This is a genomic window from Luteolibacter yonseiensis (assembly GCF_016595465.1).
GTDB lineage: Bacteria > Verrucomicrobiota > Verrucomicrobiia > Verrucomicrobiales > Akkermansiaceae > Luteolibacter > Luteolibacter yonseiensis.
In genome coordinates, this window is sequence record NZ_JAENIK010000012.1 from 519,361 (window position 1) to 543,472 (window position 24,112).

General features: G+C 59.7%; 15 protein-coding genes. 1 reads left to right on the top strand and 14 read right to left on the bottom strand.

Annotated features, from left to right (window positions below):
- Positions 1–20 precede the first annotated feature (20 nt).
- From JIN84_RS17885 to JIN84_RS17900, 4 genes are all read right to left on the bottom strand, one after another.
- Complete coding sequence (locus tag JIN84_RS17885; protein WP_200352436.1) at positions 21–392, bottom strand: hypothetical protein; 372 nt, start codon at positions 390–392, stop codon at positions 21–23.
- A 538-nt stretch (positions 393–930) separates the two neighbouring features.
- Positions 931–11,826: a phosphoribosyltransferase gene (locus JIN84_RS17890; RefSeq protein ID WP_200352437.1), complete on the bottom strand. Its 10,896-nt coding sequence runs from the start codon at positions 11,824–11,826 to the stop codon at positions 931–933.
- Between the two features lie 46 nt (positions 11,827–11,872).
- Positions 11,873–12,400 (bottom strand): hypothetical protein, encoded by a 528-nt coding sequence (locus JIN84_RS17895; protein ID WP_200352438.1) that lies wholly within the window; start codon positions 12,398–12,400, stop codon positions 11,873–11,875.
- A 123-nt stretch (positions 12,401–12,523) separates the two neighbouring features.
- Complete coding sequence (locus JIN84_RS17900; protein ID WP_200352439.1) at positions 12,524–14,314, bottom strand: hypothetical protein; 1,791 nt, start codon at positions 14,312–14,314, stop codon at positions 12,524–12,526.
- A gap of 91 nt (positions 14,315–14,405) precedes the next feature.
- On the opposite strand from JIN84_RS17900, the gene JIN84_RS17905 reads away from it, so the two are divergent.
- Positions 14,406–15,107 carry a hypothetical protein gene (locus JIN84_RS17905; protein WP_200352440.1) on the top strand — a complete coding sequence of 234 codons (702 nt, stop codon included), beginning with the start codon at positions 14,406–14,408 and terminating at the stop codon, positions 15,105–15,107.
- A 187-nt stretch (positions 15,108–15,294) separates the two neighbouring features.
- Here the strand turns inward: JIN84_RS17905 and JIN84_RS17910 are convergent, their stop codons facing one another.
- The 10 genes from JIN84_RS17910 to JIN84_RS17955 form a co-directional block, all read right to left on the bottom strand.
- A complete protein-coding gene (locus JIN84_RS17910) occupies positions 15,295–15,732 on the bottom strand; it encodes a terminase small subunit (RefSeq protein WP_200352441.1) in 438 nt (145 codons plus the stop codon).
- Between the two features lie 351 nt (positions 15,733–16,083).
- On the bottom strand, positions 16,084–16,383 hold the full coding sequence (locus JIN84_RS17915; protein ID WP_200352442.1) for a hypothetical protein: 300 nt from the start codon (positions 16,381–16,383) through the stop codon (positions 16,084–16,086).
- A gap of 11 nt (positions 16,384–16,394) precedes the next feature.
- Positions 16,395–16,754: a hypothetical protein gene (locus tag JIN84_RS17920; protein WP_200352443.1), complete on the bottom strand. Its 360-nt coding sequence runs from the start codon at positions 16,752–16,754 to the stop codon at positions 16,395–16,397.
- Entirely contained in the window at positions 16,751–16,903 is a 153-nt protein-coding gene (locus tag JIN84_RS17925) for a hypothetical protein (RefSeq protein ID WP_200352444.1), read from the bottom strand. The genes JIN84_RS17920 and JIN84_RS17925 overlap by 4 nt, the downstream gene beginning before the upstream one ends.
- Entirely contained in the window at positions 16,900–17,262 is a 363-nt protein-coding gene (locus JIN84_RS17930; RefSeq protein ID WP_200352445.1) for a hypothetical protein, read from the bottom strand. Before JIN84_RS17930 ends, JIN84_RS17925 begins: the two co-directional genes overlap by 4 nt.
- 50 nt (positions 17,263–17,312) lie before the next feature.
- On the bottom strand, positions 17,313–17,978 hold the full coding sequence (locus JIN84_RS17935; protein WP_200352446.1) for a hypothetical protein: 666 nt from the start codon (positions 17,976–17,978) through the stop codon (positions 17,313–17,315).
- 147 nt (positions 17,979–18,125) lie between these two features.
- On the bottom strand, positions 18,126–19,604 hold the full coding sequence (gene dnaB / locus JIN84_RS17940; protein WP_200352447.1) for a replicative DNA helicase: 1,479 nt from the start codon (positions 19,602–19,604) through the stop codon (positions 18,126–18,128).
- Positions 19,601–20,779 carry a phosphoadenosine phosphosulfate reductase domain-containing protein gene (locus JIN84_RS17945; RefSeq protein WP_200352448.1) on the bottom strand — a complete coding sequence of 393 codons (1,179 nt, stop codon included), beginning with the start codon at positions 20,777–20,779 and terminating at the stop codon, positions 19,601–19,603. The genes dnaB and JIN84_RS17945 overlap by 4 nt, the downstream gene beginning before the upstream one ends.
- Complete coding sequence (locus JIN84_RS17950; protein WP_200352449.1) at positions 20,776–23,229, bottom strand: DNA cytosine methyltransferase; 2,454 nt, start codon at positions 23,227–23,229, stop codon at positions 20,776–20,778. The genes JIN84_RS17945 and JIN84_RS17950 overlap by 4 nt, the downstream gene beginning before the upstream one ends.
- Entirely contained in the window at positions 23,226–24,107 is an 882-nt protein-coding gene (locus JIN84_RS17955) for a hypothetical protein (protein ID WP_200352450.1), read from the bottom strand. Before JIN84_RS17955 ends, JIN84_RS17950 begins: the two co-directional genes overlap by 4 nt.
- Positions 24,108–24,112: the final 5 nt, after the last annotated feature.

The window sequence follows — 24,112 nt, forward strand, 5'->3', positions numbered from 1 at the left end:
GGTTGGTATCTGCCGAGAATCTAGGGTGCCCCGGGGTGGTCCAATCCGATGTTCATTCCGCCAATTACATCGAAGAAATCTTGCGGCAGCTTTCCATGCTCCCGGTGCAGCCAGCACGTCACGCAATCGAGAAGATCCTTCAGGTGCTGTCCGGTAACCCACTCCTTCATGTGAACCTGAAGCAGAAAGTCTAGAAATCCCGCGCCACTCAGGATCCTGTCTGCGTTTATGTCGTAGGTTCCGTCACATTCCGCACCCTGGTAAATCTTGAAAGCGTTCTGCACTGCATCGAAGTGAACGAGTCCCATCTCGATGTCACCCGCTGGGGGGTATGGGTCGTAAAGCGAAGAAGATTTTGGGAGATTCAACCACTGCTGGACGGTCTTGCGCATGGAGTCGGCTACACGAACGGTCTCATCACGGCAAGTCGATTCCGGGAAGCGTGCTTGCGTCCCGGAAATGTACGTGCTGGGATTCTCGGATGAAGGAGCTTATGGCACAATTTTCGTCCCCTGTCTTCTGGGTAACCACAGTTGTTCTTGGGATCACTCTCAACATGGGATCGTCGCTTTTGTTGCGCATGCTCGATAGAAAGGTTCCTGAGTGGAACGAGAAGAGAAAGAATCGTCTCGAAGAGCGAGATAAAGCCTTCAGTGCGGAGATAAAAAATTGTAAGGAAGAACCCACTCGCCTGTTGTATTTTCAGTGCTTGTTTACAAAACTCAACATAATCATTTGCACTCTTATCATCTGTTCTCTCATGTGTGTGATCTCTTCTAATTCTCAGCATCGCGAGACAGCGATCTTGTTACAGGTAGTCAGCGTTGGATTTGCTATGGCGGCCTTTCAAATGATTCTTCGTTCTCATCGCCTCTCGCTCCTCATCAGACGGGCAGCAATCGGAGAGGGAAAACGTCCTTATTGGACCCCCTAGTGACCGGGGCCATGTTTAAGCACGGTTATGATCTTCTCGTTGCGGATACGGGTGCGCTCTGATTGCTGGGCATGTCTCACCACATGGTTGATCCTTTCCGCCTGGAGAGGTTCAAGCGGCATAGTTTCCCATCCGTCGCCGAGAATCGCCCGAGCTGCTTTTCCCGCCGTTCGGTTTGCGGCGTGTTGTTCCTCCACGGTGAGCGCGAATTGCCGAGATTTCTTCTCGCCGGGAACGGTTCCGGAAACAGCGTCCGAAATCGGCTGGATGGCGATACGATCCTCGCTGTTGGCCGCCTGTTGATTCCACCGGTAGATCCACACATCGATTGGATCGGGTTTCGACCCGAAGGTCGCGTTGGTGGGATCGAGGATCCGGAAAAGCATGTCGGTGGGCCGGATGCCGCCGATCAGCACTCCACGGTTCGACGAAATGTCGTTGCCCCAAACGTCCATCTTCTCGGGCGCGGACTGGGGAGCAATCGAGAACCCGACCCTCTTGCTCACCGCGGTCATGAAACCATCGTCAGCCCGGGGATTGTTGTCCCTGATCTGCGAGTCAGCCTCCCGGATCGGCTGGCGGATGAGGTTCGGGACGAAACCGGTGGCGATATTCGCGGTGAGCCGCTCTGCGAAGCGATCGGGATCCTCCACGGCATTGATGAGGTCGGAGATCCCCTGCAGAAACGTTTTGTCCTTCACCTGATCCTTGAACCGTCCCAGCCACTGCGACATCACCTCGGGCTTGAATCCGCCGTGACGGTTCATTTCGACCAGCAGGTCGACGGTGGACGCCAGGAAGGTGGCGAAGGGTTCCACCCGGGCATAACTGAACTGCAGGTCCCCGATGCGGATCGTCTGAGGCGGGAGGACAGCGTAGGCATTGTCCCGCTCGCCTCGCTTCGTCGATTTGTAGGGGGCGGTGCCGGTGATCACGGGGAGTTCGTCCTCATCGCCCTCGACGAGGCCTTGCAGCGCGAGGATGACGATGACACCCATCGTCTGGTTGGTGAGATCCTGAACGAATCTCGCGCGATCGTAGATCCGGTCCGCTTCGGCCTTCGCTTCCTGCGGACTGAGGTTCCCACGGAACACCCGGCGGCGCAGTGCCCGGATGCCGTCGATCACCGCGAGCGTCCCGCCGATCGGCGACATCTCCACGGCCTGCTTGAAAACGTTCAGAGGGGTGTCGATGAACGGCAGGAAGAACGTCAAGGGACGCCCGATCCACGGCATGTTGCGGCCCTTTTTCGCTAGTTCCGCGAGTTGGTCGAGGCGAGCGATCGAGCGCGGGTTGGTGCCGTCGATTTCTTGCTGGAAGGTGATGCGCTTTGCCTCGTCGATCGCGCGGATCCACGCTGCACTGCCTGGCACCATGAGTTCGTTCAGGCGCTTTTCGTAGGCGTCTCCGGTGAGCTTTTCCTCCACGGCGGCGATTCGGTGGGCTTGCGCGGCCGCTTCCATCTGGGCGTAGAGCGATTTCATGAACTCATCCACCGCGGTCATTGGCCGGAATGAGATGGAATGCATGATTTTCCCAAGCGGGCCCTTCAAGGCCGGCGGAATATGTTCGCTCCCGACACCGGTGAACTCGAATTGTAGTGGCTTCGCGTTGGCGTAGGCTTCGAACGTGCGTTCCTGTAGGTTCCAGGAATTCAGCGCCATTCTCGCGGCAAGCTGGAATCCGGCCCGGAGATTGCGAGCCATGGGCACGAATTCGGCGAACGTCGCGGATCGTGCATTTCCCTGTCCGACCGTTCCGAGGAGCGAGTTGATTGCCGCTTCCGCTGCTCGTTTCGGGATAAGGTTGAAGGCTGCGTTGAGCAAGTTGGATCCCGCATTCACGATGTGGGTCTGAGGCCCGGAAAGAATAGACGCCCGCCAATATTCCATGAGTGCGTCCATCTTTGATCCTCGTGCGATCGCGTATGCGTCGAGCACTGCTTTCACAGCGCGAGGGTCGTTCATATTGAAGGTGCCGGTGGTTTCGTTGACGGATTCCCGCATGAGTTCTCCCTGACCGGAGAACGGCCGTGTCTCATTCCAGTCGCCCTTCTGCTCGTTGATCGGCTCGGGGAACAGCATCTCCTGACGGTTGATCTTTTCCGCGTTCGAGGGCTTGGAAATCCAGTCGTCGAACGAGATGCGCGCCGCAGGGGTGGCGACGCCCTCCATTTCGGTCTGCCAGCGATCACGCCAGGGTTTCATGGCCTCGCCCTTGAATTCCTCGAAAGCGACTTGCCCGATCATCGGGGTGAGATTCTTCGCCTCGGTCTGCCAGAACGTCGACCAGGTGGACGGATCCGCTTCCTTGAACCGCTCGAAGGCCTCGTCGAGGGCGGTCTGCTGCTCCGGAGTGAGATCCGGACGCTTCGGTGCCGGCGTCGGTGCTGGCTTCCGGGGGCGCTGTGGTTTCCGGAGTTCCGGAGGAACATATCCCGGAACGGTATCGTCGAAATCCTCCAGCGTCTGCCAGCCGAGGTCGGCTAGGATGCTGTCCATCATGTCCGAGGGTGACGCGGCGAGGCTGTTCGCCATGTATCGCTTCGCCCGGGCCGCCATCGCCTTCCGGATATCGGAGTCGAACTGGTTGCGGATCTGCAGGATGTCGCTTTTCGACATTTGCGTGGAGTCCATGACCGCCGACATCCGCGCGCCCTGCCGGATCATGGTGATGACGGCCTTCTCCCGTTTGGTGAGCTTCCGGAACTCATCCTCGATTGCCGCGGTTGCGCGGGGGCTGTCGGCGGAGGACTGTTTCGCGGCGTCCTGACTGGCCTTGAACGCGGCGAGTGATGCGTCGATATCGATGCCCTCGGAGAGGAGTTCGGCCTTGATGGCGTCGACTCTTGCCATCCAGCCGGAGAGGATGTCTTCCTGTTGCCCTTTCTTCGCCTCCCGCAACCGCTTCCGGGTCTCAGCATCGGGCGTGAACAAAGCCTCGGCAATGTATTGGGCGTGCCTTTCCGCCGGAGACATCGAGGGATCTCGTCGTATTGCGAGACGCCGCGCGGCCTCGGTTCCAATGTCTCTGTAGCCATGAATCAACAGCGCAATTTTCACCCGATCTGCGGAAGAACGGATATTTCCCGCGAGGGTTTCTCTCGCGATGATTTTCTTGGCCGCCGCAATCTCTACCGTGCTCATCTGATCCACGTCAGACGCTTTCTTGAAGAGCGCATTGTAGGTCCCCTGATAGTCGTCAGACAGTTGCTTTTCGGCGCGATCGTTTATTTCGTCCCAAGCCTCCACGTCCGGAATGTCCGATTCATTCCGGATCTGATCGATGGCGGCGACGGTCTTGTTCGTGGACAAAGCGAGATCCGGCCGCCCGCCGTCGAACTTTCCATCTTTCATCACGGGAACGAGTCCCTCCGCCGATGCTGCACCCATCGCGGCCGTGATCTTCGATCGCACGCTGTTCAGGATATTCTTCACCTTGATTTCGTTCAGATTGAACTTCGAGAAGACCTGCGCCGGTGTGTCGCCGGCACTCACGGAGGCGAAGACGTCCCGGTAGATGGGCGGCATTGCTGCCAACGCGGCTTGCACGGCGGCGGACTGGTCGGGGGAAGGGGAGGAGAAGAGCGTGCCTTGGGCTGCGTCCTGGCTCGCCTTCGCGGCTTCTGCGGCACGTTTTGCCGCGGTGACCTTTTCGCCGTCTACCGTCTTCTCGCCGGTGAGCTGGAACCCGCCGTCGTCGGGGAAGAGTTCCTTTGAATCGGCGTTGCGGGTGTCCATTTTCGAGGATGGAGCGCCCGCCGCAGTGGTCGAGCTGGGCATTTCCTTGATCATCGGAAGCAACTCGGCGATGGGGGCCTTCAGGCGGATCACCGGCATCGGTTCTTTCGGTGCGTCAGCTAGTTTCACCATCCACTGATGATGCCCGTCGACGACGTGATGATCTGCGCTGACGAGGATGGAACGGTTCCCGCCATCGAACTCACGAGCCCGGCGCACCTTGGAAGGGGAGTATTCCGCCTGCGTGGGTTTCAGCGTGCCAGGGAGCACCTCCTCCGCCTCGTAATCGACACCGCGGGCGCGGAGGTATTGCACCAAAGCACTGCGGTTGTCCGCTTTCACCTGTGGCATCTCTGCCCGGGGCACGCCGAGGGTTCCCGAACGCGGATTGTAGAGGCTCCACTCGGAATCGACTTTCGCGCCGGCCACCGTGCTCTGATTGTTCTTCGCTGGCTCGAAGTCGAATGTGCGTTGATTCGACGGAGAAGCGGCTAGCGGGGAATCGGCTTGTCCCTCATCGATCGCATCCACTCCATCGCCTCTTTCGATTCCTTCCTTAGTGATTCGCTCTCGGACTCGGTCAACGGGACCAAACTTGACGAGGGTGCGGGCTTCGGATTCGGTGAGGCTTTCGAATCCGTGACCGGTAGCGCGCTTGAAGGTGTCTTCAAGGTCGCCGAGGCGGTTCCGGAGTTGTGCGAGGAGTGGCTCACTGAGGCGGAGAGTGGCACTGTATTGCTTTCCGGTCAAGGCAACTGCTCCGACCACCTTCCCGCCGTTGCGAGCGATGTGGTCCGCCAGAGCGGCGAACGTGCCGCCCTGGGTGAGGGTGTCGTCCACGAGGAGGTAGGATTCCCCGGCTTTGACAGGGCCGCTGAAGGATGGCTGTGCAAAAACTCGATCCAGCGCGGTCTTTTCGGAGCGATGCGCCTTCACCGATTGGATGATATCCGTGGTCGATTGGAGTCCGAGCGATTCTTCAATCCTGATCGCAACACCGTGCGGGATCTTGTTGTTGCCGCCGGCTTCCATCGCGATCACCGGCACGATGACCGGCTTGCTGTCGCCGATGAGCACGGCAACGTCGTTCCGCATCTGCTTCGTGACGAGGTCACGGGCCAGACGCAGGGCAGCGCGCGGGTCACCGGCCTTGGCGGCGGCGTAATCTGGGTGTTTCGCCGCCTTGCCGAGATCATGGGCGACGATCGCATTCGGAATGTCCACCGGCGCCGCACGTCCACGGGGAGCCGACGGTGAGGAAAACAGAGCCTCCTCATCCACTTCGGCGGAGTAGGCGGGAGCGTCCGGATTCTCCAGGTATATCACGTCGCCACCGTCGAGGATCTGCCTCCCAAACCGAAGGTGATCGTCGAGGATCACGGATTCCACCTCGATACCGAGGCTGTCCATCTCGACCGCGGTGATCCGCATTTCCTCTCCGTCGACGGTGACCGTGCTTCCGACGTGCTCGGGCGTGAAGTCCTCCACGGCGAATGGTTCGCCATTGTCCGGGGTGTTGGCATGGTCGAATGCCTCACGCTGAACTTTTTCCAAACTGGAAACTGTTGGTTTCGCCAGCTCCGCGGCGATATCCTCGTCGCTGAAATCCCGGTTGGGATCCTCGCCGTCGAGTTGGGTGCCGTTGGCGATCGCGTTCAGCTCCTTCCACAGTTCTCCCCACATGTCGGAGGCTGTCATCCCGTCCCGAACGTATCCGGCAACCACGTCGGGACGCGATCCCTCACCCTGGCGGGCGGTGATGAGGCTCAGGATCTCGCGTGCGACCTTGCCCTTGCCGCTGTTCGCGAATTGGTTCTGGAATAGCGCGCCATCGTATTCCGGATTGTTCTGAACCAGTTCGATTTCCCTGTTGGATAGCTTTCCGCCGGACTTCCGCTTCGCGAGCACGAGGGAAATCAGGTTTGGCCGTGGCGCGAGCTTCGTCCCGCTCTGGAAGATCTTGGAGAGGGCTGGATAGCTGTCCGAATTGAGAATCTTGTATGCTTCCCGCCGGGCAGGTGAATCGATGCTGCGGGCCTTCTTCTCCTTGGCAGGAGGGAGCGAGTCCAACCACTCATTGATGGCATTGTCGGTAAACTCGCGGCGTTGCTCGGGCGGCAGGGTTTCGAGCAAGTCCCAAATCTCATCCATGGCGAAGTCCAAGTCCCGCTTCCGGGCCGGGGTGAGCCGGCTGTCGCGGTCCACGGCGTCCCGGATCGCCTCGCCGGTAACACGCATCGGGGAGAATTGGTCAGAGGCCGTCTCAGGCAAGATTTCCGCTACTTGGGTGTCAGATTGACCGGTTTGGACATCCAACTTTGCTTCAGATTGACGGTTTGCGTCTGTGGGGGCGTCCGAAGTGCTGTATTCCGCGAGGATTGATTCGATCCCGTCGATCGCGTCCTTCACGCGCTGGGACAGCTCGTCACCGGCGACGACGCTCTTCAGGAACTCGACGGCACGCCTGAGCATTTCCACAAGTCGGGCTGGCATGTCCTTCGAGAATGCCTTGGTCAACTCGGTGACCTGTCCATCGGCTCGCTGTTGCACGAGCATACGGACTGTCTCTGCCGCCTTCGCCCACGATTCCTTGTTCTCGAACGATGCCTGGTAGGTGTGGGCGGCTGCGGTCTGCTGTTCCGGGGTGAATTCGTCCCACAACTGGCCGTAGAATTCCTGCACGTCTTCACCGATGTTTCGGACGGCTTCGAACTGGGCGAGGTGAATGATTTCCTCGTCAATGATGGCATCAACGCGTGAATCCTGATTGTCGGGCGAGAAACCGGAAAGTTCCCTCTCCAAATCGCCGCTGTTGATGACAATCGCACCGGAAGGGGTGGCGTAGGCACCGCCGGTCTGTCCGGTGGGCCCGGACTCGTCGAGTAAGAACAGGCCGCGCAGGCTGGGGTAGCGTGCGCTGGCCCGCTGGACAGCCGCTGCCGCCTTTTGGACGGTTTCTGATGGCTGGGTCGGCTCCTCTTGGGCGGTGGGGCTCTCATCGCCGGGAACTACTTTTTCTTGCGAAATTATTCCGGAATTATTCTGAGGCTCTGGAACCGGCGGAGTCAGCAGGTGGCCGCGCCGGGTATATCCCTCGGGCATTTCGATGCCGGCTGCTTTGGCCATTGAGACCGAAACGGGGCGGCGAGCTGTCAAGGATTGCTTGACGACTGACGGGATGTCCGGAAGCGAGGGATCGGTCTGGCGCGCGGCTTCGTATTCGGCGGCGTCCAGCTCGGCAAAGTTCACCTGGCTTTGCGCCGGTGCTTCTTGGGATGGTCGAAGCGGAGCATTCCCGTCGACATCAAAGCCTGCGTTTCCTTCAGCGTCCGGGCCTGTTTCCATGCCTTCCGGCGTTGGCGCAGGGATCGAATTGCTTTCAAGGTTTTCGGACGCTTGCGGGTTCGACTCATAGGATGGTTGGGTTGTGGGTTGGGAAAGGGCGTCGTAAATCGCATCGCTCTCGGTGGTCCTGACCAGGTTGCCGACCGCGGGCATATCGACTCGCAGGAATGCTCGTGCATCGTCCGTGAGCACGGTGGCGACCATGCCGTCAGACTGTGGGATCTCCGCGAACAGAGGCTTCCCGTCGGGAGTGGTGCCGCCTTGGATCGCTGACCGTTCGGCGGACGTGAGAGCTGCCTCGTTCCCGGTGGCAACCTTCGCGATGCCCTGGAAGTAGGTTCGCTGTTCCGGATCCTCAATGCCGTAGATCTCGTTTACGGCCGCGATACCTTCTTGGGTCTGCGTGGCCAGGTCGGTGACGGAGCGGTCGAGCATCTGCCGGGCTTGTCCCTTCACGGTTTCGAGGTCTTCCGGCGTGATCCCGTCTATTCCTTCGCCGGTGAACGCTTCGAGTTTCTGGCGGTTTTCCTCGATGGCCGCGGCGGTCTGTTCAAAGCGGGCTGGATCCACGAATGCCCGAGCGAGCATGGCCTGTTCGGGAGAGATGGCCTTGAAGCCGGGCAGGTCCGCCATGGATGCGTTGTAGTCGCGGGTCCACTTGGCGTTCAGAGCGTCACGGCGGGCGGTTTGGGCCCGTTCGGGGATTCCCGCCACCGCTTGGCCTCCGAAGTGCGCGATTGGGACCAACGCAACTGCGCCGATCGTGCCGGAGGCGAACGCTCCTGGTAAATTCGGTGAGTCCGCGCCGATCTCCGATAGAACCTCTTCGAATCCTTCGCCCACTGCGGAACCGGCTGCAGTTTTGCCGAAACCTACGACACCGTTCATGGCTCGCTCGGTGCGGGTGAGGGGATTCACAAGAGATTCGGCCTTGATGCCAGCCCTTGCCACGTCGTCGAGCAACGCTCCCGCACGTTCGCCGATTCTCGCGATCATGCTCGCTTTGGATGCCATGCCGACGCCTTTCAGCCCGGCTTGAACCGCCTTCGAGCCGCCTGCGGTGACGAGCATGCCGGCGTCGGCAACCATCTCCGTGGCCACCTCTTGCCATCCCGCGTGCATGCCTCCGATGACCGAGCCGCCAAACTTGCCCATCCCAGCGGTTTTCTTCTCCATCTCCGCGCTGAACTGGCGGCGCCCGTTGCTCATGAGCAGACGTTCCTTGAAAAGCTCCATTTCTCGCGGGTCGGCGGTCTGAGCATACCGGACCAAGGCAGAGGCAAGGGCGGGATCCTTGTTGGCGTCGAGAGAATCAGCGGTGATCGGCCAGGACGGGTCGGGGGAGAGGCCGTGGAGAGCGAGCGCGGCTTGGATCACCGCCTGATTCGCCGCATCTACCTTGCCTTGGTCCGGAGCGGGCTTCTCGAACTCTTCGTCGATCGTGCGCTTGAAGTTCCGGACGGCATTGTTGAGCTGACCGCTGATCTGCGCTCCTTCCTTGGTGGTCCAGATCTTGGCATTCCGCTTCGCGCCTTCGACCCAGTTGGCTGTGTCGCGGTTGGTGGAAGTCAGCAGTTCGTTGAACACCCGCTTGCCGTCCTCAGAGCCGAACAGCGAGGCCTCAGCCGCCCCCAGTCCGACTGCGAACTTGCCCGCCAGTCCGATCATGGATCCCGCCACGTCGTCACGTATCATGCGTCCACCGGTCTTCAGTGCGGACTGGATGCGCTCGCCGGTCGTGGCCTCATCCGCGACATCCTTCCCGTAGAGCTTCTGAATTGACGCCCGGGTGACACCTGGCTTGCCGCGGTTCTCGGAAAACCAGTCGCGTAGGTATTCCCGCTTCACCTCCTGCCGGTCGGCGAGGTTGGTCCGGTTCGACCAACGGGATTGCACGGTTTCTGCGGCCGGTTTGCCCCGTAGGGCGATGCTGGCGTCGTTTTCCGCCTTGGACCTGTCTTGCAGCCATTTCCCGAAAGACTGGGGCGTGGAGAGCGGGGTGGGTTTCAGCGTGTCGCTGTAAAGTTCCTGCATGAGGGCTTCACCGCTTTGGATGGAAAGCTCCCCGGCGTTCACCTTGGCCTTGATGGAGGCCTTGTCCGCACCCAGTTGGGCAATGCGAGCGGACATTTGTCTTGGACTGGTCACCGTCGGGTCCAGTCGCGTCTGGAATACGCTTGCGAGGTATTGCGCCTCCTTGGCGATGTCCTTCTTTTGACCGTCGTCGCGGAGATACACCGGTGCGCCGCTGGTGACACCGAGGGCGACGGTCTTGTTGATCTCGTCGTCGGTGCGGGCGTCATCACGGAGCACGATGACCTTCTGGCCGTCCGCGCCGCCGTCCTGTATGGTGCCGATCCATTTCCCGCCCCGATTGATGAAGCTGCCGGCGGCGGATGGCTCCAGCGTCATGCCTTCCACGCCCTGCAAGCCGGAGAATGCCTTGAGCACTGCGTCAGGGTTCCGCGTGTCCGGAGCGATGACTGGTTTCGGCTGGGCAGTTTCTGTTCGGTTTTCGGGAGAGTCTTCCACCGATGGGACAGCGCCTGCATTTGCCCCCGCAGTAGCAGGGATTCCGTTTGTCCCGGATGTGGAAGAAATGTCGGGAGGCAGGACAGCGGAGAGGTTCTCCTGGTCGGGATCCACGGTGTCCGGTTCGCTTCTGGCCAGCAGTTCGGTGGCCTCCGGGCCGATCCCGGGCAGTTCGTGGGCGATCTGTTCCGCGCGGAGCTTCAGATGCTCGAGCTTCGTGTTTTCCTCCGCTCGGTTGAGGGATTCCGCATAGGGGGAGAGCTTGTCGTGGGCGGTCTTGGCGGCCGCGTATCTATTTGCCAGGTCGCGCTGGTCCTGCTGCCACTTCGCAAGCTCGTAAGAATCATAGGGAATCGGCTGCTTGTAACGATCTCGGGCCGCGAAACCTGTGTCCGGATCATACTTTTCCATCGCCCCGGTATTCGGATTGAGGACGAATTTCGGAGAGGTTGTGGACTTTTCCAGTTCCCGCGTGACGTCGTCGAACTCGCCCTTGGCCTTCTTCCACGGTTCATCGAAGCGCATCCGCTGCTGGGCGATGCCGTTCGCTTTGAGAGCGAGCTGGTCCCTCCGCTGCTGGAACTCCGCATCCCGCATGGCCTTGGCCTCGGCCACCGGATCCACGCCGGTCGCGGTCTGCTGCGGCCTGCCGAACTCGTCATCGGTGGTGACGCGGGTTTCGCCCGTCTTCGCATCGGTCTTGGATGGCAGGGGAGCGGTGAGAAGAGATCCGCGGTCATTCCGGTAGGTCTGAGCTGCCTGGGTGGCAACTGCGGTTTGATCACCAGCAGGGCGGTTGAGCTGTGCAATGCCCCCGACACCCGGGACGGTGGAGACTTGCTCGGCGGGAGTCGGCTGGATGGTGGGAGTTCCAACCTTCCCGGTATCGTAGACCGGCGCACCGTCGTTGTGACGTGCGATCGTGCGTTCACCCGTGGCGATATCCGTAACGTTTTTTTGACCGGCTGCGGCACCAGCGCGAACGTCCATCGCACGCGCCTGCTTGTCCGTGGATGCCTGCTCATTCGCAGCTCGGCGTGCCTCCGCCTCGCTCCTGCGCTGCTGCATCTGGCCTTGGCGGATCGCATCCTCGCGCTGCCGCTCATCCTCCCGCAGCATGGCGTTTCCCACGCGCTGGGCATCAGGGTTGTTCGCACTGCGCGTCAGCGTTTGCGCCTTGGGAATGTCGATCGCTGGCCGGTCTGGAGCTACCTGAACCTCGTCGAGGGCTGCTTGAACGTCGGCACGGAAACGGGAGCGTTGCGGAAGGGGCATGAACGCATCCTGTCACGCACTCTGAGGAGGCGTAACGGGCGCAGGTCTATGCCGTCCGCTTGAAAACGAAGGCGCGTGGACCGACTGCGACACGCTCGAAGCGGGCTGTCACGATCTCAACCGCTGCCGTGAATCCACGATAGCTTTCGGAAGGGTCATCATTGCGATGCCATTGCCTGAGGAATGATCTGGCGTCCCGTGTTTCTGCAGGTGCATCCGAATACGCGATCAAATCGCCGATGGCGCAGTCCTGACAGTTCGATTTCAGTTTCCCACGGAAGTCCTCAGGGATGTAGTTCGGAATGCTGAACTCGATCACTCTCTTGTTCCAAGGGCGGCTCTGTTCGAAACCGTGCTTCGAGCACCACGCTTCGATCTGCTCATCCTGGGTTGGTTCTTCCGGCGGTGGAGGCACGTTGTGCTCAATGGCGGCATGGATCATCGCGCTCATCTCCAGTATTCCGAATCGCTTGGGGTGGGGGAATGCTTCCTCGATTTGCCATAGGTCCACCTCGATGTATCCCGTGTGAAACAAGTCCTTCGCGAACGCGTCCTGCAATGATGTCTTATCCATGGCTGGTTGGAAAGTTCTCCGCATCTCCCCACGGACACCAGCCATGATGACGTGAGGAGAGCGGAGCGGTCGATAAACCTGCTCGCATTTCGAACACCCGGAATCGCCTTGGCAAGCCGTCTTTTACCACTTCCCGGTCACATTCCGCCAGGTGTGGCGGTCGGGCGGGTCCACGTGCTTGGCCACCATCATCTTGAACTCATGGGCGCTCGGCAGGGTTTCCCACGCGATCGCATCGGCAATGACATCATCGTCGTGCGCACCGGGTGCGGCCTCGGCGCGGCCCTTGTGGTTCACGATGAACATTTTGTATTCCGCGAGTGCGTGAAGGTCGAGAACCTCGACATCCCCATTGCGGATGGCCGATGCGAAACCTTCGATCAGAGCGTTCCGCTCCTCCTTGTCGCCCATCTTGAATCCGTATTGCTCCACCACCTGCCCGATGCGAGGGGAGAACGGACGGCGCTTGTAGATCGGAATGCCGGCCGTTTGGAGGAGGCGGAGGATGTCCATGCCCTTGTTCACCTCGAGGCTGACCATGGCGAGGCCATACCACTTGCTCAGCCGTGCCACGTGACCGGCGACATCTTCACCGAGGCCTCGGAAGGGCGGGCGTAGGCGGGCAACCTTTTTCGCGGGCCGCCACCGGTCATGCAACTGATCGTGGTAGGCGGCTCGCCACACGGATACGGAGTTGGCATCGGGATCCATGCCGATCGTCTGCGTGATGTCCTCCGCCGGGTCGCAGGTGACGATGTAGCGCAGGCCGGTCTTCGGCGGCTCCCACACGTAGATATCTCCGCTCCCGTCCCGCACCGGCTGGAATGAAACCTTGGTGTTGTCCTGGGTGACGAGATAGCCGGTATCGAAGGTCGCACCGCGGGCGATGTTCTCCATCTCGGTGATGCGTCCAAGGTCGAAGCGAGGCGTTCCACCGGCGAGCCAGCAGGATACCTCGTCCTCGGGGTAGTAGAAATCGAAGATCTTCTCGTCGCCGTTACAGACGCTCTTGATAATTTCCCGGCGCCACGCGACCTGCTCCCAGTCCCAGCCGTATTTCTCGATGCCGTTCCTCTCGCGCTCGGTCAGAGTCCGGCGGATCTGGTCGATCTCCGCTTCCTGAACCGGGTTGGCGCGGCGGTTGTCGGCGAATTCGAACCATGCGGCGAACACCTTCACCCACACCTCTTCGGGGCAGATGCCTGCCTCGTGCATGGCAATGAACTGGTCAAGCGTCACAGCCTCCTGCCAGGTGGTGTATTGCCATCCCGCTGCGCGTTCCGGTGTGGATTCCGCGATCGCCACTGTCTCCGATCCGGAAAGGGAGGGGAGAACCGCGGCCATTGTCTTCTTGTCGTTCCTGGTGGCTGTCTGCGGCCATTTGGACACCTCGGAGAAGAAACCGCATTGGCGAGTGCCACCGACGCCGGCGTCAGGGTTCTCAGCGGAATCCACGGTCCACTTGGTCCCGTTATCCCAAGCAATGCTCTGGTTTGGATCCTTGATCACCGCGTGGCCCCACGGGAATGAATCTACCCGCGAGTATGCCTTGATCTTGTCGAGCATCTCGGTGGAGTGCTCTTTCACGTCGGAAATTGCGATTCCTTCGATCGGCCTTCGCATCCCGTGGTGGTAGACGATGTGCGTTCCAAACGTGGAACATCCGGCCCGACGAGGTTTCGTGGCGATGATCCGGATCTTCACCTTCATGGCCCACATCGTCTCGTAGGCTTCTGACATGCGGAGCTGGAGGACGTTGGGGACCGGGATGATGACCTCGTTATTCTTGTCCCGGATGGTGACAAAGCAGGCAAAGTGGACGGCGGGAGAGGTGAGAGCCATCAATTGCAGCTCGTCCGCTGTCTTGCCCCTCAGGCTCTCGGCAAATCGTTCACTGATCGAATCGGCTTCCATTCAGGCTGGAGCATGCCTGAGAGAAGTCCGGTGGCGTAACGGGCGCAAAGATCATGCTTGTTCTGACCGTCAATTCGACCAGTTTCGAAGAATGGACTGTGGCGAAGTGTTCTTTAAAATCGTTGAAATCGGGATCAATATCCTGACCTTAGGAGCGGCGGGATGGGCGGCATGGGCCGCAGCAGGTGCGTTCCGGAAGCAGTCTGACCAGACTCAGATCGCCGAAAAACAGTATGAGCATTTCACCCGAGAGCTTGAGAGGTCAAATCGTGCCAAAACCCCCTTGTTCGCGTCATATGGCGAGGGCGAATTTCCTCATGGGATCAGCTTTAATCGTGTTCAGGCGATAGACGTCATTGGTGTTGGCCGGAGAAACCTCACATTGGCAGAACATTTCGACGGCGAAGATCCGCGGATGGTATACTTGCCTCTCAGAAATATCAGGGATTCTGTCACGATTTTAAATCTGACCGCCATGGATCCTACAACGGGCAAGGCGGCCAAGATTCCGTTTGAGATTTTTGCAGAGGCGAGTGGAACGCACCCAGGCTTTTCGAATCTCTATATGCTCGGCTACCCGATGAATTCGAGAATGCGGCTGGAAAGGCCAGCGTTGGATGTGCGGATCATTTTCGAAACAGGCGACGGGATCGTAGAATATCACGATTATGTCACGATGCCAGGCACGCGAATCTTTGAGCGTTCGAATCCGCCAGGATTCAACTTTCTGGTGGAAGATATGAAACGCCCAACTTGTAACAACACACAGAATGCCGAGTCCGTTTCCTTGTAGGTATCAGGAAAATGGGGCAGGGGAGGTGATGTGCCAAAAATCGCACAATCGCACTACCACATCTTGTGGGTGAACAGTGCCTTTCAGTTGCTCGGGTAGACGAGCCTGGCGAGAAGTCGCAAGACGACAATGGTCAGTATCGTGCCCACGATCCAAAGCGCTGGCTCAGGGATGGAGATGGAGACGTTCATTTCTGCCTCCTCCGATCCAGCGCGGACACCACTTCCTTTGCCCTGGCTTCGAGCGCATCCAGCGTCTTCGGCCCGGTCTCCACGACCACTTGGTCCGGCTCGAAGTCTCCGGCCAGCTTCGCATCCACCTCGATGGCGCGGATCCTCGCGAGCAGTCCGGACTTCGGATCTTCGGCAATTCCAGCCAGGATCTGACGCTTCCGATCCTTCGTCATGAGTGCCGCGGCGGTCTGCGGGGCGCGGAGTTCTGCCACTCTTGCCCTGATTGCAGCGTTTTCCAGCAGCCTTGGCCCGTTGGTTCCGGCACTCTTCACGGTCACCTTGTAGCCCGCTTGGATGTATGCTTCGGTTGCGCTGAGGCCTGAGACCACCAGTTCCGCGAATCGCTCTTGCCTGACGTTCAGAGGCTTCCGCCCATCTTGTAACGGTTTCATAAGGATCGGGACGCGTTGTTCACGGCGTCGTCTGAAATCAGGGTAAGCAGAAGCGTCGAGCTTTTTATACGGGCGCAGAGTCGTTATGGGTAGCAGTCGGGGGCGAGAGACGAATGTTTTGCCTTTTCAACGAAGAAATTTCCCTCAACCTATTAGGACTATGGAATCTGAATGTTCTGATTTTGAAGATCTGCCGAAAAGTGCTGAGGAAGCCGATCGTTCGGGGCTTAGGCGCGCGACACCGGACGAGATAGCGGAGGAGAAGGCGAAAAATCGAGGAAATGAAGCTTCTGAGAGGAGACCTGGGATATGTTACCTTGGTCCGTGCGATAGAGGGGAGCGTATGGTCTGCTATTTCACAATCGAGGGCTGCTGGGACGCATGTTGGTGGTCACCCTGCCGATAACTGGCCACGGTGCGCTTCGTAATCTTCCGCTCCAGCGCCTCCTTCATCGGCTGCAGATCCTCAGCGCGGAGGATGAGGCCTACGGTGTCCTTCCGGTGGGAGTTGCTGCACGGGACGCGTCTGGTGGCGAGTCCGAAGGGTATCTTGGCGGCCCGGGCGGTGGCCATGAGGAGCTTTCCCTCCAGGAGCGCGTAGCCCGGGGGAACTGCCTCATTGTCGAGGTCGATGTCGGGGTTTCGGTTCATATCGGTGAGATTTACCAGAGGGCTTCGTAGATGTATCGGAAACCGCGGAAGCCTTTCATTTTGATTTCGCGGGGCGGGAACTCTGGATCGACTGAGACAACCCAGAAATTGGAGCGGACGGATCCATCCCAGCATTTCTTTGAGCCGCTCTCGTAGCCCGCGATCAGGAAGCGGGATAGCACTCTGCCGCCGCTCACGATGTAGATGTGAAGCAGTTCGTGCTTGGGCTTTCGACCGATAGACCAGTTGACCCCGGAGTAATCTCCGGTTTTGATCTTAGCAAGGGATTGGAGATACCCGTCACGGCACTCTCCCGGCTTGGTCAACGCGGGAATCGTGATGGCGATGGCAATGGGCGGTAGGTCTTTCATATTTTCAGATTGTGAATTCGAGCGAGGTCCTCCAGATGTTCGAGATACTCGCGGTGGATGGTGCTGATCCACGCCAGACGGCGGGCGATCGCGAGGTTGTCGCGAATGAAATTCAGAACTTCTGCGGAGGGTGGAGGAGGGATGTTCATGCTGCTGGGATCCCGTTTTTGAACCGGTCCATCATCGGCACGGTCACATGGAGGTGGTGATAGTCCCACGCAGCGCGCAGGTGCTTGCACTCGCTGACGCCCTGCCTCTTCGGAGCGTAGGGAATCCACGAGCCGTGCCGGCGGTAGTTGGGATCCGCGACGGTCTGGAAGTGGATGCAGGAGCAGCGGCCGTGGCCGTTGCGGGCGGTGAGGTCGACGAGATACCAGAGATCCGGCATGCTCTTGCTCTCCACACGGTAGCGGAAGGGAGCGCTGCCGTCCGGTTCCACCCACGGAGGGTCGTATTCGGTCCACCGGTCGTTGACCTTGGCTCGTTTGCTCGCTGTTTCTGCTGCCATCTCGTTGTGAGAGCCCGCCGCCGGTGAAGGCGGCGGGCCGTGGTTGGAGTTCAGATGTAGTCTTCGACCGAATCCTTTTTCTCGTCGGACTGATCGCTGCCGGCCTGCTCAGGTCCACTCGAATCACCGCTCGAAGTGGATTCCCCTTGATCGGAGGAAGTGCCGGAATCCGCTCCTTCGGGACTTGAGGAGGATTCGGTGGGCCCGTTTCCCTCGCCGAGCGTGCCGATGCCGGTTCCAAAGGTATCGCCGGAAACTCCAGTGCCAGGTTGTCCAGCTTGGAATTGTCCGAAGTCGCCGTTGCCTGGCTGGAAGTTGGCGGATGGGTCGCATGCTCCAGTAAGCGGGCCGTTGTCGGTGGGAACCTCCTTCGCGGCCTGCTGCTTCTGGTATTCCATCCAGTGCCAGCTGCCGGGCGACTTGTCATCATCCTCGAAACGGCTGGTGGCCCAGAACGTATCGTTTCCGTCCAGCTTCACCTGAAGGTTGATCGGAGGATTATCGCTCTCGGGATTGAACACGCGGACAACATCTGCGGGGTAGATGTCGCCTTCGGTTGCGACGTTACCCTGACGGATGAACGCTCCACTCGGGGCGGTGGACGAGTCCTGTTGCGGGTAGGCGAACATGCGCTGACGGGCATCGTTGATGGCGACGGCATCGGCCGCGCTGAGGACATAGAGGACGATTCGTCCGATGGTAGGTATCAGTTTCATATCTTGTGGGGTATGTGTTTGTTGTTTTTGGGGGAAAGGGGTTCCGGCGCGACTGCTGGCAATTACTCTGTGATGATTTCTTGAGTAAGCAGCCGCACCGGGTTCTCGGAAGTTCCAGCCGCCCCTTGGCGACCGGCCGAAAGTCTGTCAGTCGTCGAATCGGCTTCGTGGTGGCTTCGGAGCGAACATCTCGACCTGCTCCTCTTGGGCCGGTGGTCCTGATTCGAAGCGCATCAGTTCGGCGATGAATGTGAGCGGGATGACGCCGGTCTGACCGTTGCGGTTTTTCGCGAGGTCGAGCTGCGCGCGGCCAGCGTTCGCTTCCTTTTCCTCGTTCGATTCCGCATAGTATGCGTCCCGGTAAAGCAGACCGACCATGTCGGCGTCCTGCTCGATGGATCCGGACTCGCGAAGGTCGGACATGCGTGGTTTACCGGTGCCTCTGCTTCCCCCGCGCTCCTCAGCCTTCCGGCCAAGTTGGGCGAGGATCATAATCGGGATCCCCAGCTCTTTCGCCAGTCCCTTGATGCCGGCGGATATCTCCGAGATTTCGCGTTCCCGCGATGATGCCGCCTGCTTGGAAAGCGACTTGCAGAGCTGGAGATAGTCGAGGGCGATGAATTCGATCTTGTGCTCTCGCTTGTAACGTCTCGCCACGGCTCGGATGAAATTGACGGACGGGCCGGGCGAGTCGTCGACGAAGAGTTTCGCGGCCGCTGTCTCAAGGGCTGATCTCTGGATTCGCTGGAGGTCTCCCTTTACCGGCGTCTGGCCGGGAAAATGCTGGCTGAGGGAGAACTTCGCCCGGGAGAACACCAGCCTGTCGATCACCTGATCGCGCGACATTTCCGCGGAGAAGACGAGGCATGGCTTCCCTTCTGTGATGCAGACGTGCTCGACCACGTTCATCATGAAGGATGTCTTTCCCATCGAGGGGCGCGCACCGACGACGAACATGTCACCTGGTTTCATCCCGTTGCACATTCGGTCCAGCTCTTCGAATCCGGTGGTGATACCGCGGCTGTCACGCTCTCCGGCGCATCGACGCTGGAAATTCTCGATCACCCGGTTCACTGCTTCCTTCGTCGTAGGCGTGCGCTGGATCACGGCTCCTTCTCGGATTGCCATGATCTTCGCCTCCACCGTATCCAGAAGCTCCTCGACCTGCTCCGGCGAGTCGTAGGCCTCGGCGATTGCTTCGTTCGAATTCTGGATGATGGAGCGCAGGACGAATTTATCCTTCACGTGCTTCATGTGATACCGGAAGTGACCGGGACTGGGCGCGTAGGTGTAGAGGTCCGTCAGAACGGCCGGCCCGCCAACGCGATTGAGTAAACCCCTGTCGAGGAGGCGTTGCACCAGCGAGACCAGCTCGATCTCTTGCCCGGCATTGAACAACTCGACGAGGAATCCAAACAAAGCGGAGTGCGAGGGCTGGTAGAAGTGGTCTGCGGTGAGCTTCTCCTCCACTGCGATGCCGATGAATTCCTGCGGCTCCTGGAGCATGGATGAGAGCAGCGACTTCTCCGGGCCGATGGCGTGGGGTAGGGCGCGGGTCACGTCGTCCGGATCGCGTTGGGGCGGAGCCTGCAGATCCGGGCCGGGGTATTCGTTGGGAGTGTTCATAGAATTCCCTCCAGGTTGGGTTGGACAGAACCGTCCGGGTTCACGTTGGCGAAGGGGATTGATGCAAGTTGTTCGGATCCCTTCCATCCGCGCGGCCATGTCTGGGCGGCTATGAGTTCGCGGATCCGGACTTCCTCGACAGAATTGATCAGATCGACAGAGGCCCGCTTTTGAATGCTGAGGAGTCGATCCAAGAATTCCATCCGAGCTTCGAGCGTGAGAGGACTCATGCGGCATGGTTTCGAAACGAGGGTGCCGTCTCTTCTGGCTTCGGTGCCATCCTTGCGCAGCCGGTTCTTCGGCAACTTCATTTCGGCATAGAGAGGACGCAGCTCCATCAATGGCTGCAAGTGCTTCCACTGCGGATATTGCAATACTCGCTCAAGGGCTACGTCGCGGGAAGCGAGATTGCATCCGACACATCCAGTGCGTGCGTTGATTTCGACGGCTTCGTCACCGCCGTAGCAGTGCGCGACGAGTTTCGTGGAAAAATGAAATCCGAACTTGTCGGTGAGATCTGCCTCCATCAGCCAATCCCACACCAGGCAGACCCTCCAGTGGAGGATCGGGGCAAGGGTGTCAGCGACAGACTCTGGTGTTGCCTCCTGAAACCAGCCTTGCCCGCATTCGGCTCCATTCTTCGAGCACGACAATGCGATACGGGCATCCCGGACAGCGGATTCACCAAGGCGCACACCGGTCAACATCAGGAACTTCTCACCAGCTTCATCCCGCAACGATTTGAGGGCGGCGAGCATCGGCTCGATTTTTATCTGAGCGGTGCACCATCGGAAGGTGTTGGATGGAGGTGGAACTCCGCGGCCGAGCATGTATACAAAAAACCTATCGTCCAATTCCGGGAGAACGATCCGCGTCTCCACCCCAAGGGCGCGAACCTCCTCCAACAGAATCATCGCCGTCGCATGAAGCGGCGGTAGCTCCATCCGCGTGTCGGCATAAAGGACAATCAGTTTTTTCGGCCTCGGCACCCGCCCCGACGCGATCAGGTATGCCACAACCGTGAGCAGAGCGGAAGAGTCTTTGCCGCCAGAGAATGCGATCGCCCAATAGTTATAGCGTTCGGCATAGGCGCGAAGGCTGTTCGCAGTGATCTCTATCGCGTCAGATAGATCCATGCGGTCACCGTCGAAGAGTGTGGGTTGGGAGGGCTTCACGCCGCCCCCCTTTCGATATCCCGAGCTTCCTCGGCATCCACGAGTGCGGACACGTCCGGATTCTGGGAAGCAACGGCGGCGACGATAGCACGCGCGAGCCTGCGGGGCACGGCGTTGCCAATTTGTTTTACCTGGTCCGTTTTCGTGCCGGTGAATTTGTAGTCGTGCCGGAAGCCTTGGGCCAGAGCGAGCTCGTGGGGCTGGAGCATCCGGAAGCGGATGTCCAACCGGTATCGCTGTCCGTCGATCTCGACGATCGGTCGGACCAGTCCGAATCGGTCTTTGCATGTAACTGTCGGCGCAGGATCGGCGATATCATGAGGCTGGCCGTTTCCGTAATAACTGATGAGGAACGGCTCCACGAAAGCGATCGCACCGGAGGTGGCAACAGTCGGGCATGGCTCGCTCACCGGGCGCAGCCGCCCATCGCTCTGTTGGGGCAAGAGATGAGGTTCGATCAGTGCGAGATCGTTCGAGCACGTAACTGTCGGAGCGGGATCCTCGATGTCCTTCGCGCGAGTTCCTTCCCCGGCACGGCTCACACCGTTGGCCGTTTTGACAAGGAACGGCTGCACCAATGCCCTGTGATCTCGGGTGAGGATCGTGCCGATGGGGAGGTCCACCGTCCGCGCCGCGCATTCGGGGCCGCCCGCGCTCATCACGAATGGAACGATCAGGGCCATATCACCGCGGTTTCCGCACACAACCGGCATCGGCGAGTCGATGGATTTCACACGGGACGATTCCGACGTGCCGGCACCGTGCGCGACCTGGATGAGATATGGTTCCGCCATATAGAGGTGTGGTGCGCTGGCCGTGATGGTCGGGGCGGGCAGATCGATATCCGCTGCGGTGCTCTGCCCCTTCATGTTCACTAGGAACGGCTCCGCAAGACCGAGGTGAGTGCCATTTGCCGTGACGGTTCCGCAGGGCAGGTCCAAGCTTCCGTGGGATGTGGCGATGTTGCTGGGAGACGCTCCACGCAGAGTCACGAGGAATGGCTGGGCGACACCGTGGCGGGCCTTCGTGACGACCGTGGACAGGGGAGCATCGACTGATGCCAGTCCGCCGCATGGGCCGCCGCTGGTTTGATCCCAGGCGACGATGAATGGCTCCACAAGGCCCTTCTCGGTGGCACCAGTCACAGTTCCCAGCGGGGCATTGAGAGAGTGTGCATTCCAGTTGGCTGCATTCTTCTTTCCAGAGTTGCCGTGCGAGGTGGTGATGAGGAACGGCTGCACCAGTCCGACTCCGCGACTGGTCGTGGTCACTGTTGGAGCAGGAGCATCAACGGACCGGGGCCCGTTACTCGAATGCTGGGGGATCAGGAAAGGCTCCACCAGTTTCGGACCGCTGCCCACGGCCAATACCGTGCAGAGTGGCTCATCCACGCTCTTCGGGGTGGGACTTGAGCATTGGGGGATGATATAGGGTTGAACGAATGCTCCGGCACCGTGGCTCGTCACCGCTGGTGATGGCTCGTCGATGTCGTGCGTTCGTGGGACCTGACCTTCACGCTCTCCGAATTGGGGAACGATGAAGCCCTTCAAACCATACTTTTCCAGTCCGGCGAAGATCCTGGCCATGGTCTTCGGTGAAAGCGGGCGGGTCCGTTCGTAGATGGATTGTCCTTCCAGAGTCCAGTCGATGATGTCCCGTGCCGGCGTCCAGCGACGCGGCGTCATGAGATCCGGCTCCTTGGAGTGGGTCGGATGCGGCCATACGATCTTCTTCCGCTTACCGAAAACAGCTTGGACGAAAAGCCTCGTGCGGGTTGTCGGGTCTCCGTAATCGGCGGCGCACAGAAGGCGGTAGTCGACCTTGTAGCCGATGGACTCGAGGGTTGCGATCCACGCGCGGAAGATCTCGCCCTTCCGTTTGGGATCAGGAACCCAGACGAGTTTTTGAACTTCCCGTTCCTGATGGTTGACCGAATCCCACCAGAATGCCCGTGAGAGTTCCTTCCGATTGGTCACACCGTGGGCGATCTGCTCGCGCCTCCATTTGCGGTATGGAATCGCTGGCACCTGAATTTTTACGGTTTGACGCTTCCGTATCAGCGGACCCCACGTCTGGAATTCGGGAACGTTTTCGACGAGGATCACCGGGGGAAGGAGAGCTTCCGCCCACCGGATCACGCACCAGGCGGTTGCCCGTGACTGATCGTTGATCGGTTTGCCCCCGCGAGCGATCGAGTGGTGTGTGCACTCCGGAGACGCCCACAGGAGGTTCAGCTCGCCCTCCTTGAAGAGGTCCCGAGGATTTACTGCATCGACACCAGTGCAGAGCGATCGCGCTTCCGGATGATTGGTCTCGTGCGTGTCGATGGCAACCGGCCAGTGGTTCACGGCCGTGAGTCGCGGCGTATGCCCCAGGAATTTGGCGGCCTCCATCGCGCCGTCCGAAGTGCCACCGGCGCCGCAGAAAAGATCGGCGATGTTGTAGATCACGCTGCACCTCCTTCGAGACCGGTGGCGACGCCCCGGCGTTTGCTCTCCCGTTTCCAGCGGTCGGCATGTCCGAGGACATCTGTGACGCTCTTGAGCAGCACGCTACGGTTGTCCGGCTGCCAGAACTTGGGGGACCAGCTTTCAGGGATCTCCACGGCCATGTAGGCGGAGAGGAGCGCCCAATCCTGATCCTTCAGGTCGAAGAAGATCCGGGAGTTCGCGAATAGCTCGTCCTGCTCGATGCGGCTGAAGTGAGGGCGCTTTCTCCAGCTTGGATGGAGCGCGTTGATTCGGCTCTGGAGCTTGTCGAAGTCCCGCGCTTGCTCGGTTGGCATGCGATTGGACCAGCCGTCGGGTTGGTGCTCGGAAGTCGGCGAGGCCGAATTCTTGGGAGCGAGCGCAGGCGCGTCTTGCTCTCTCTCTTCTCCTTCTAATTCCTTTCCTTTCTCTTTCCTTTCTATGGGTTCCGCGTGGGTTTCTTGCTCGGTTCCGTTGGGTTTATCCGTTGGCTGGATAGTTGGCCTCCCGCCCTTTGCGCCGTTGGTTCTCGCGGCGGCTTTTTTAGCTTCCGACGTTTGCTTTCCGATGCTACGGAGGTGCTTCACTTCAGCCTCCTTTTCCTCGGGGTAAAACCTAACAACAAGGTCTTCACCTTCCCAGTTCCAAAGGTCGCAGTCAGTCGAGATCTCCTTTGATGTGACGCGGACGACCTGCTGCCATTTCCGGTCCTTCCACTGTTTGGCCTGATGCATACGACCGCCGTTTTCTTGCCCAACGCAGTATCGGAGGAGGCAGAGCCATGTGGCCCGTTCGGTAGGTTCGGCTCCGAGAAACTCTTCCGAGTCCAGCACGGTGACATTGATATTGATCCAGTTCATTGATT

Bases quoted from the DNA above. Each gene is read 5' to 3' on its own strand.
- JIN84_RS17885 (WP_200352436.1), bottom strand. From the start codon at position 392: ATGCGCAAGACCGTCCAGCAGTGGTTGAATCTCCCAAAATCTTCTTCG.
- JIN84_RS17925 (WP_200352444.1), bottom strand. From the start codon at position 16,903: ATGAACATCCCTCCTCCACCCTCCGCAGAAGTTCTGAATTTCATTCGC.
- JIN84_RS17900 (WP_200352439.1), bottom strand. From the start codon at position 14,314: ATGGAAGCCGATTCGATCAGTGAACGATTTGCCGAGAGCCTGAGGGGC.
- JIN84_RS17895 (WP_200352438.1), bottom strand. From the start codon at position 12,400: ATGGATAAGACATCATTGCAGGACGCGTTCGCGAAGGACTTGTTTCAC.
- JIN84_RS17915 (WP_200352442.1), bottom strand. From the start codon at position 16,383: ATGAACCGAAACCCCGACATCGACCTCGACAATGAGGCAGTTCCCCCG.
- JIN84_RS17905 (WP_200352440.1), top strand. From the start codon at position 14,406: ATGGACTGTGGCGAAGTGTTCTTTAAAATCGTTGAAATCGGGATCAAT.
- JIN84_RS17955 (WP_200352450.1), bottom strand. From the start codon at position 24,107: ATGAACTGGATCAATATCAATGTCACCGTGCTGGACTCGGAAGAGTTT.
- JIN84_RS17935 (WP_200352446.1), bottom strand. From the start codon at position 17,978: ATGAAACTGATACCTACCATCGGACGAATCGTCCTCTATGTCCTCAGC.
- dnaB (WP_200352447.1), bottom strand. From the start codon at position 19,604: ATGAACACTCCCAACGAATACCCCGGCCCGGATCTGCAGGCTCCGCCC.
- JIN84_RS17910 (WP_200352441.1), bottom strand. From the start codon at position 15,732: ATGAAACCGTTACAAGATGGGCGGAAGCCTCTGAACGTCAGGCAAGAG.
- JIN84_RS17930 (WP_200352445.1), bottom strand. From the start codon at position 17,262: ATGGCAGCAGAAACAGCGAGCAAACGAGCCAAGGTCAACGACCGGTGG.
- JIN84_RS17890 (WP_200352437.1), bottom strand. From the start codon at position 11,826: ATGCCCCTTCCGCAACGCTCCCGTTTCCGTGCCGACGTTCAAGCAGCC.
- JIN84_RS17920 (WP_200352443.1), bottom strand. From the start codon at position 16,754: ATGAAAGACCTACCGCCCATTGCCATCGCCATCACGATTCCCGCGTTG.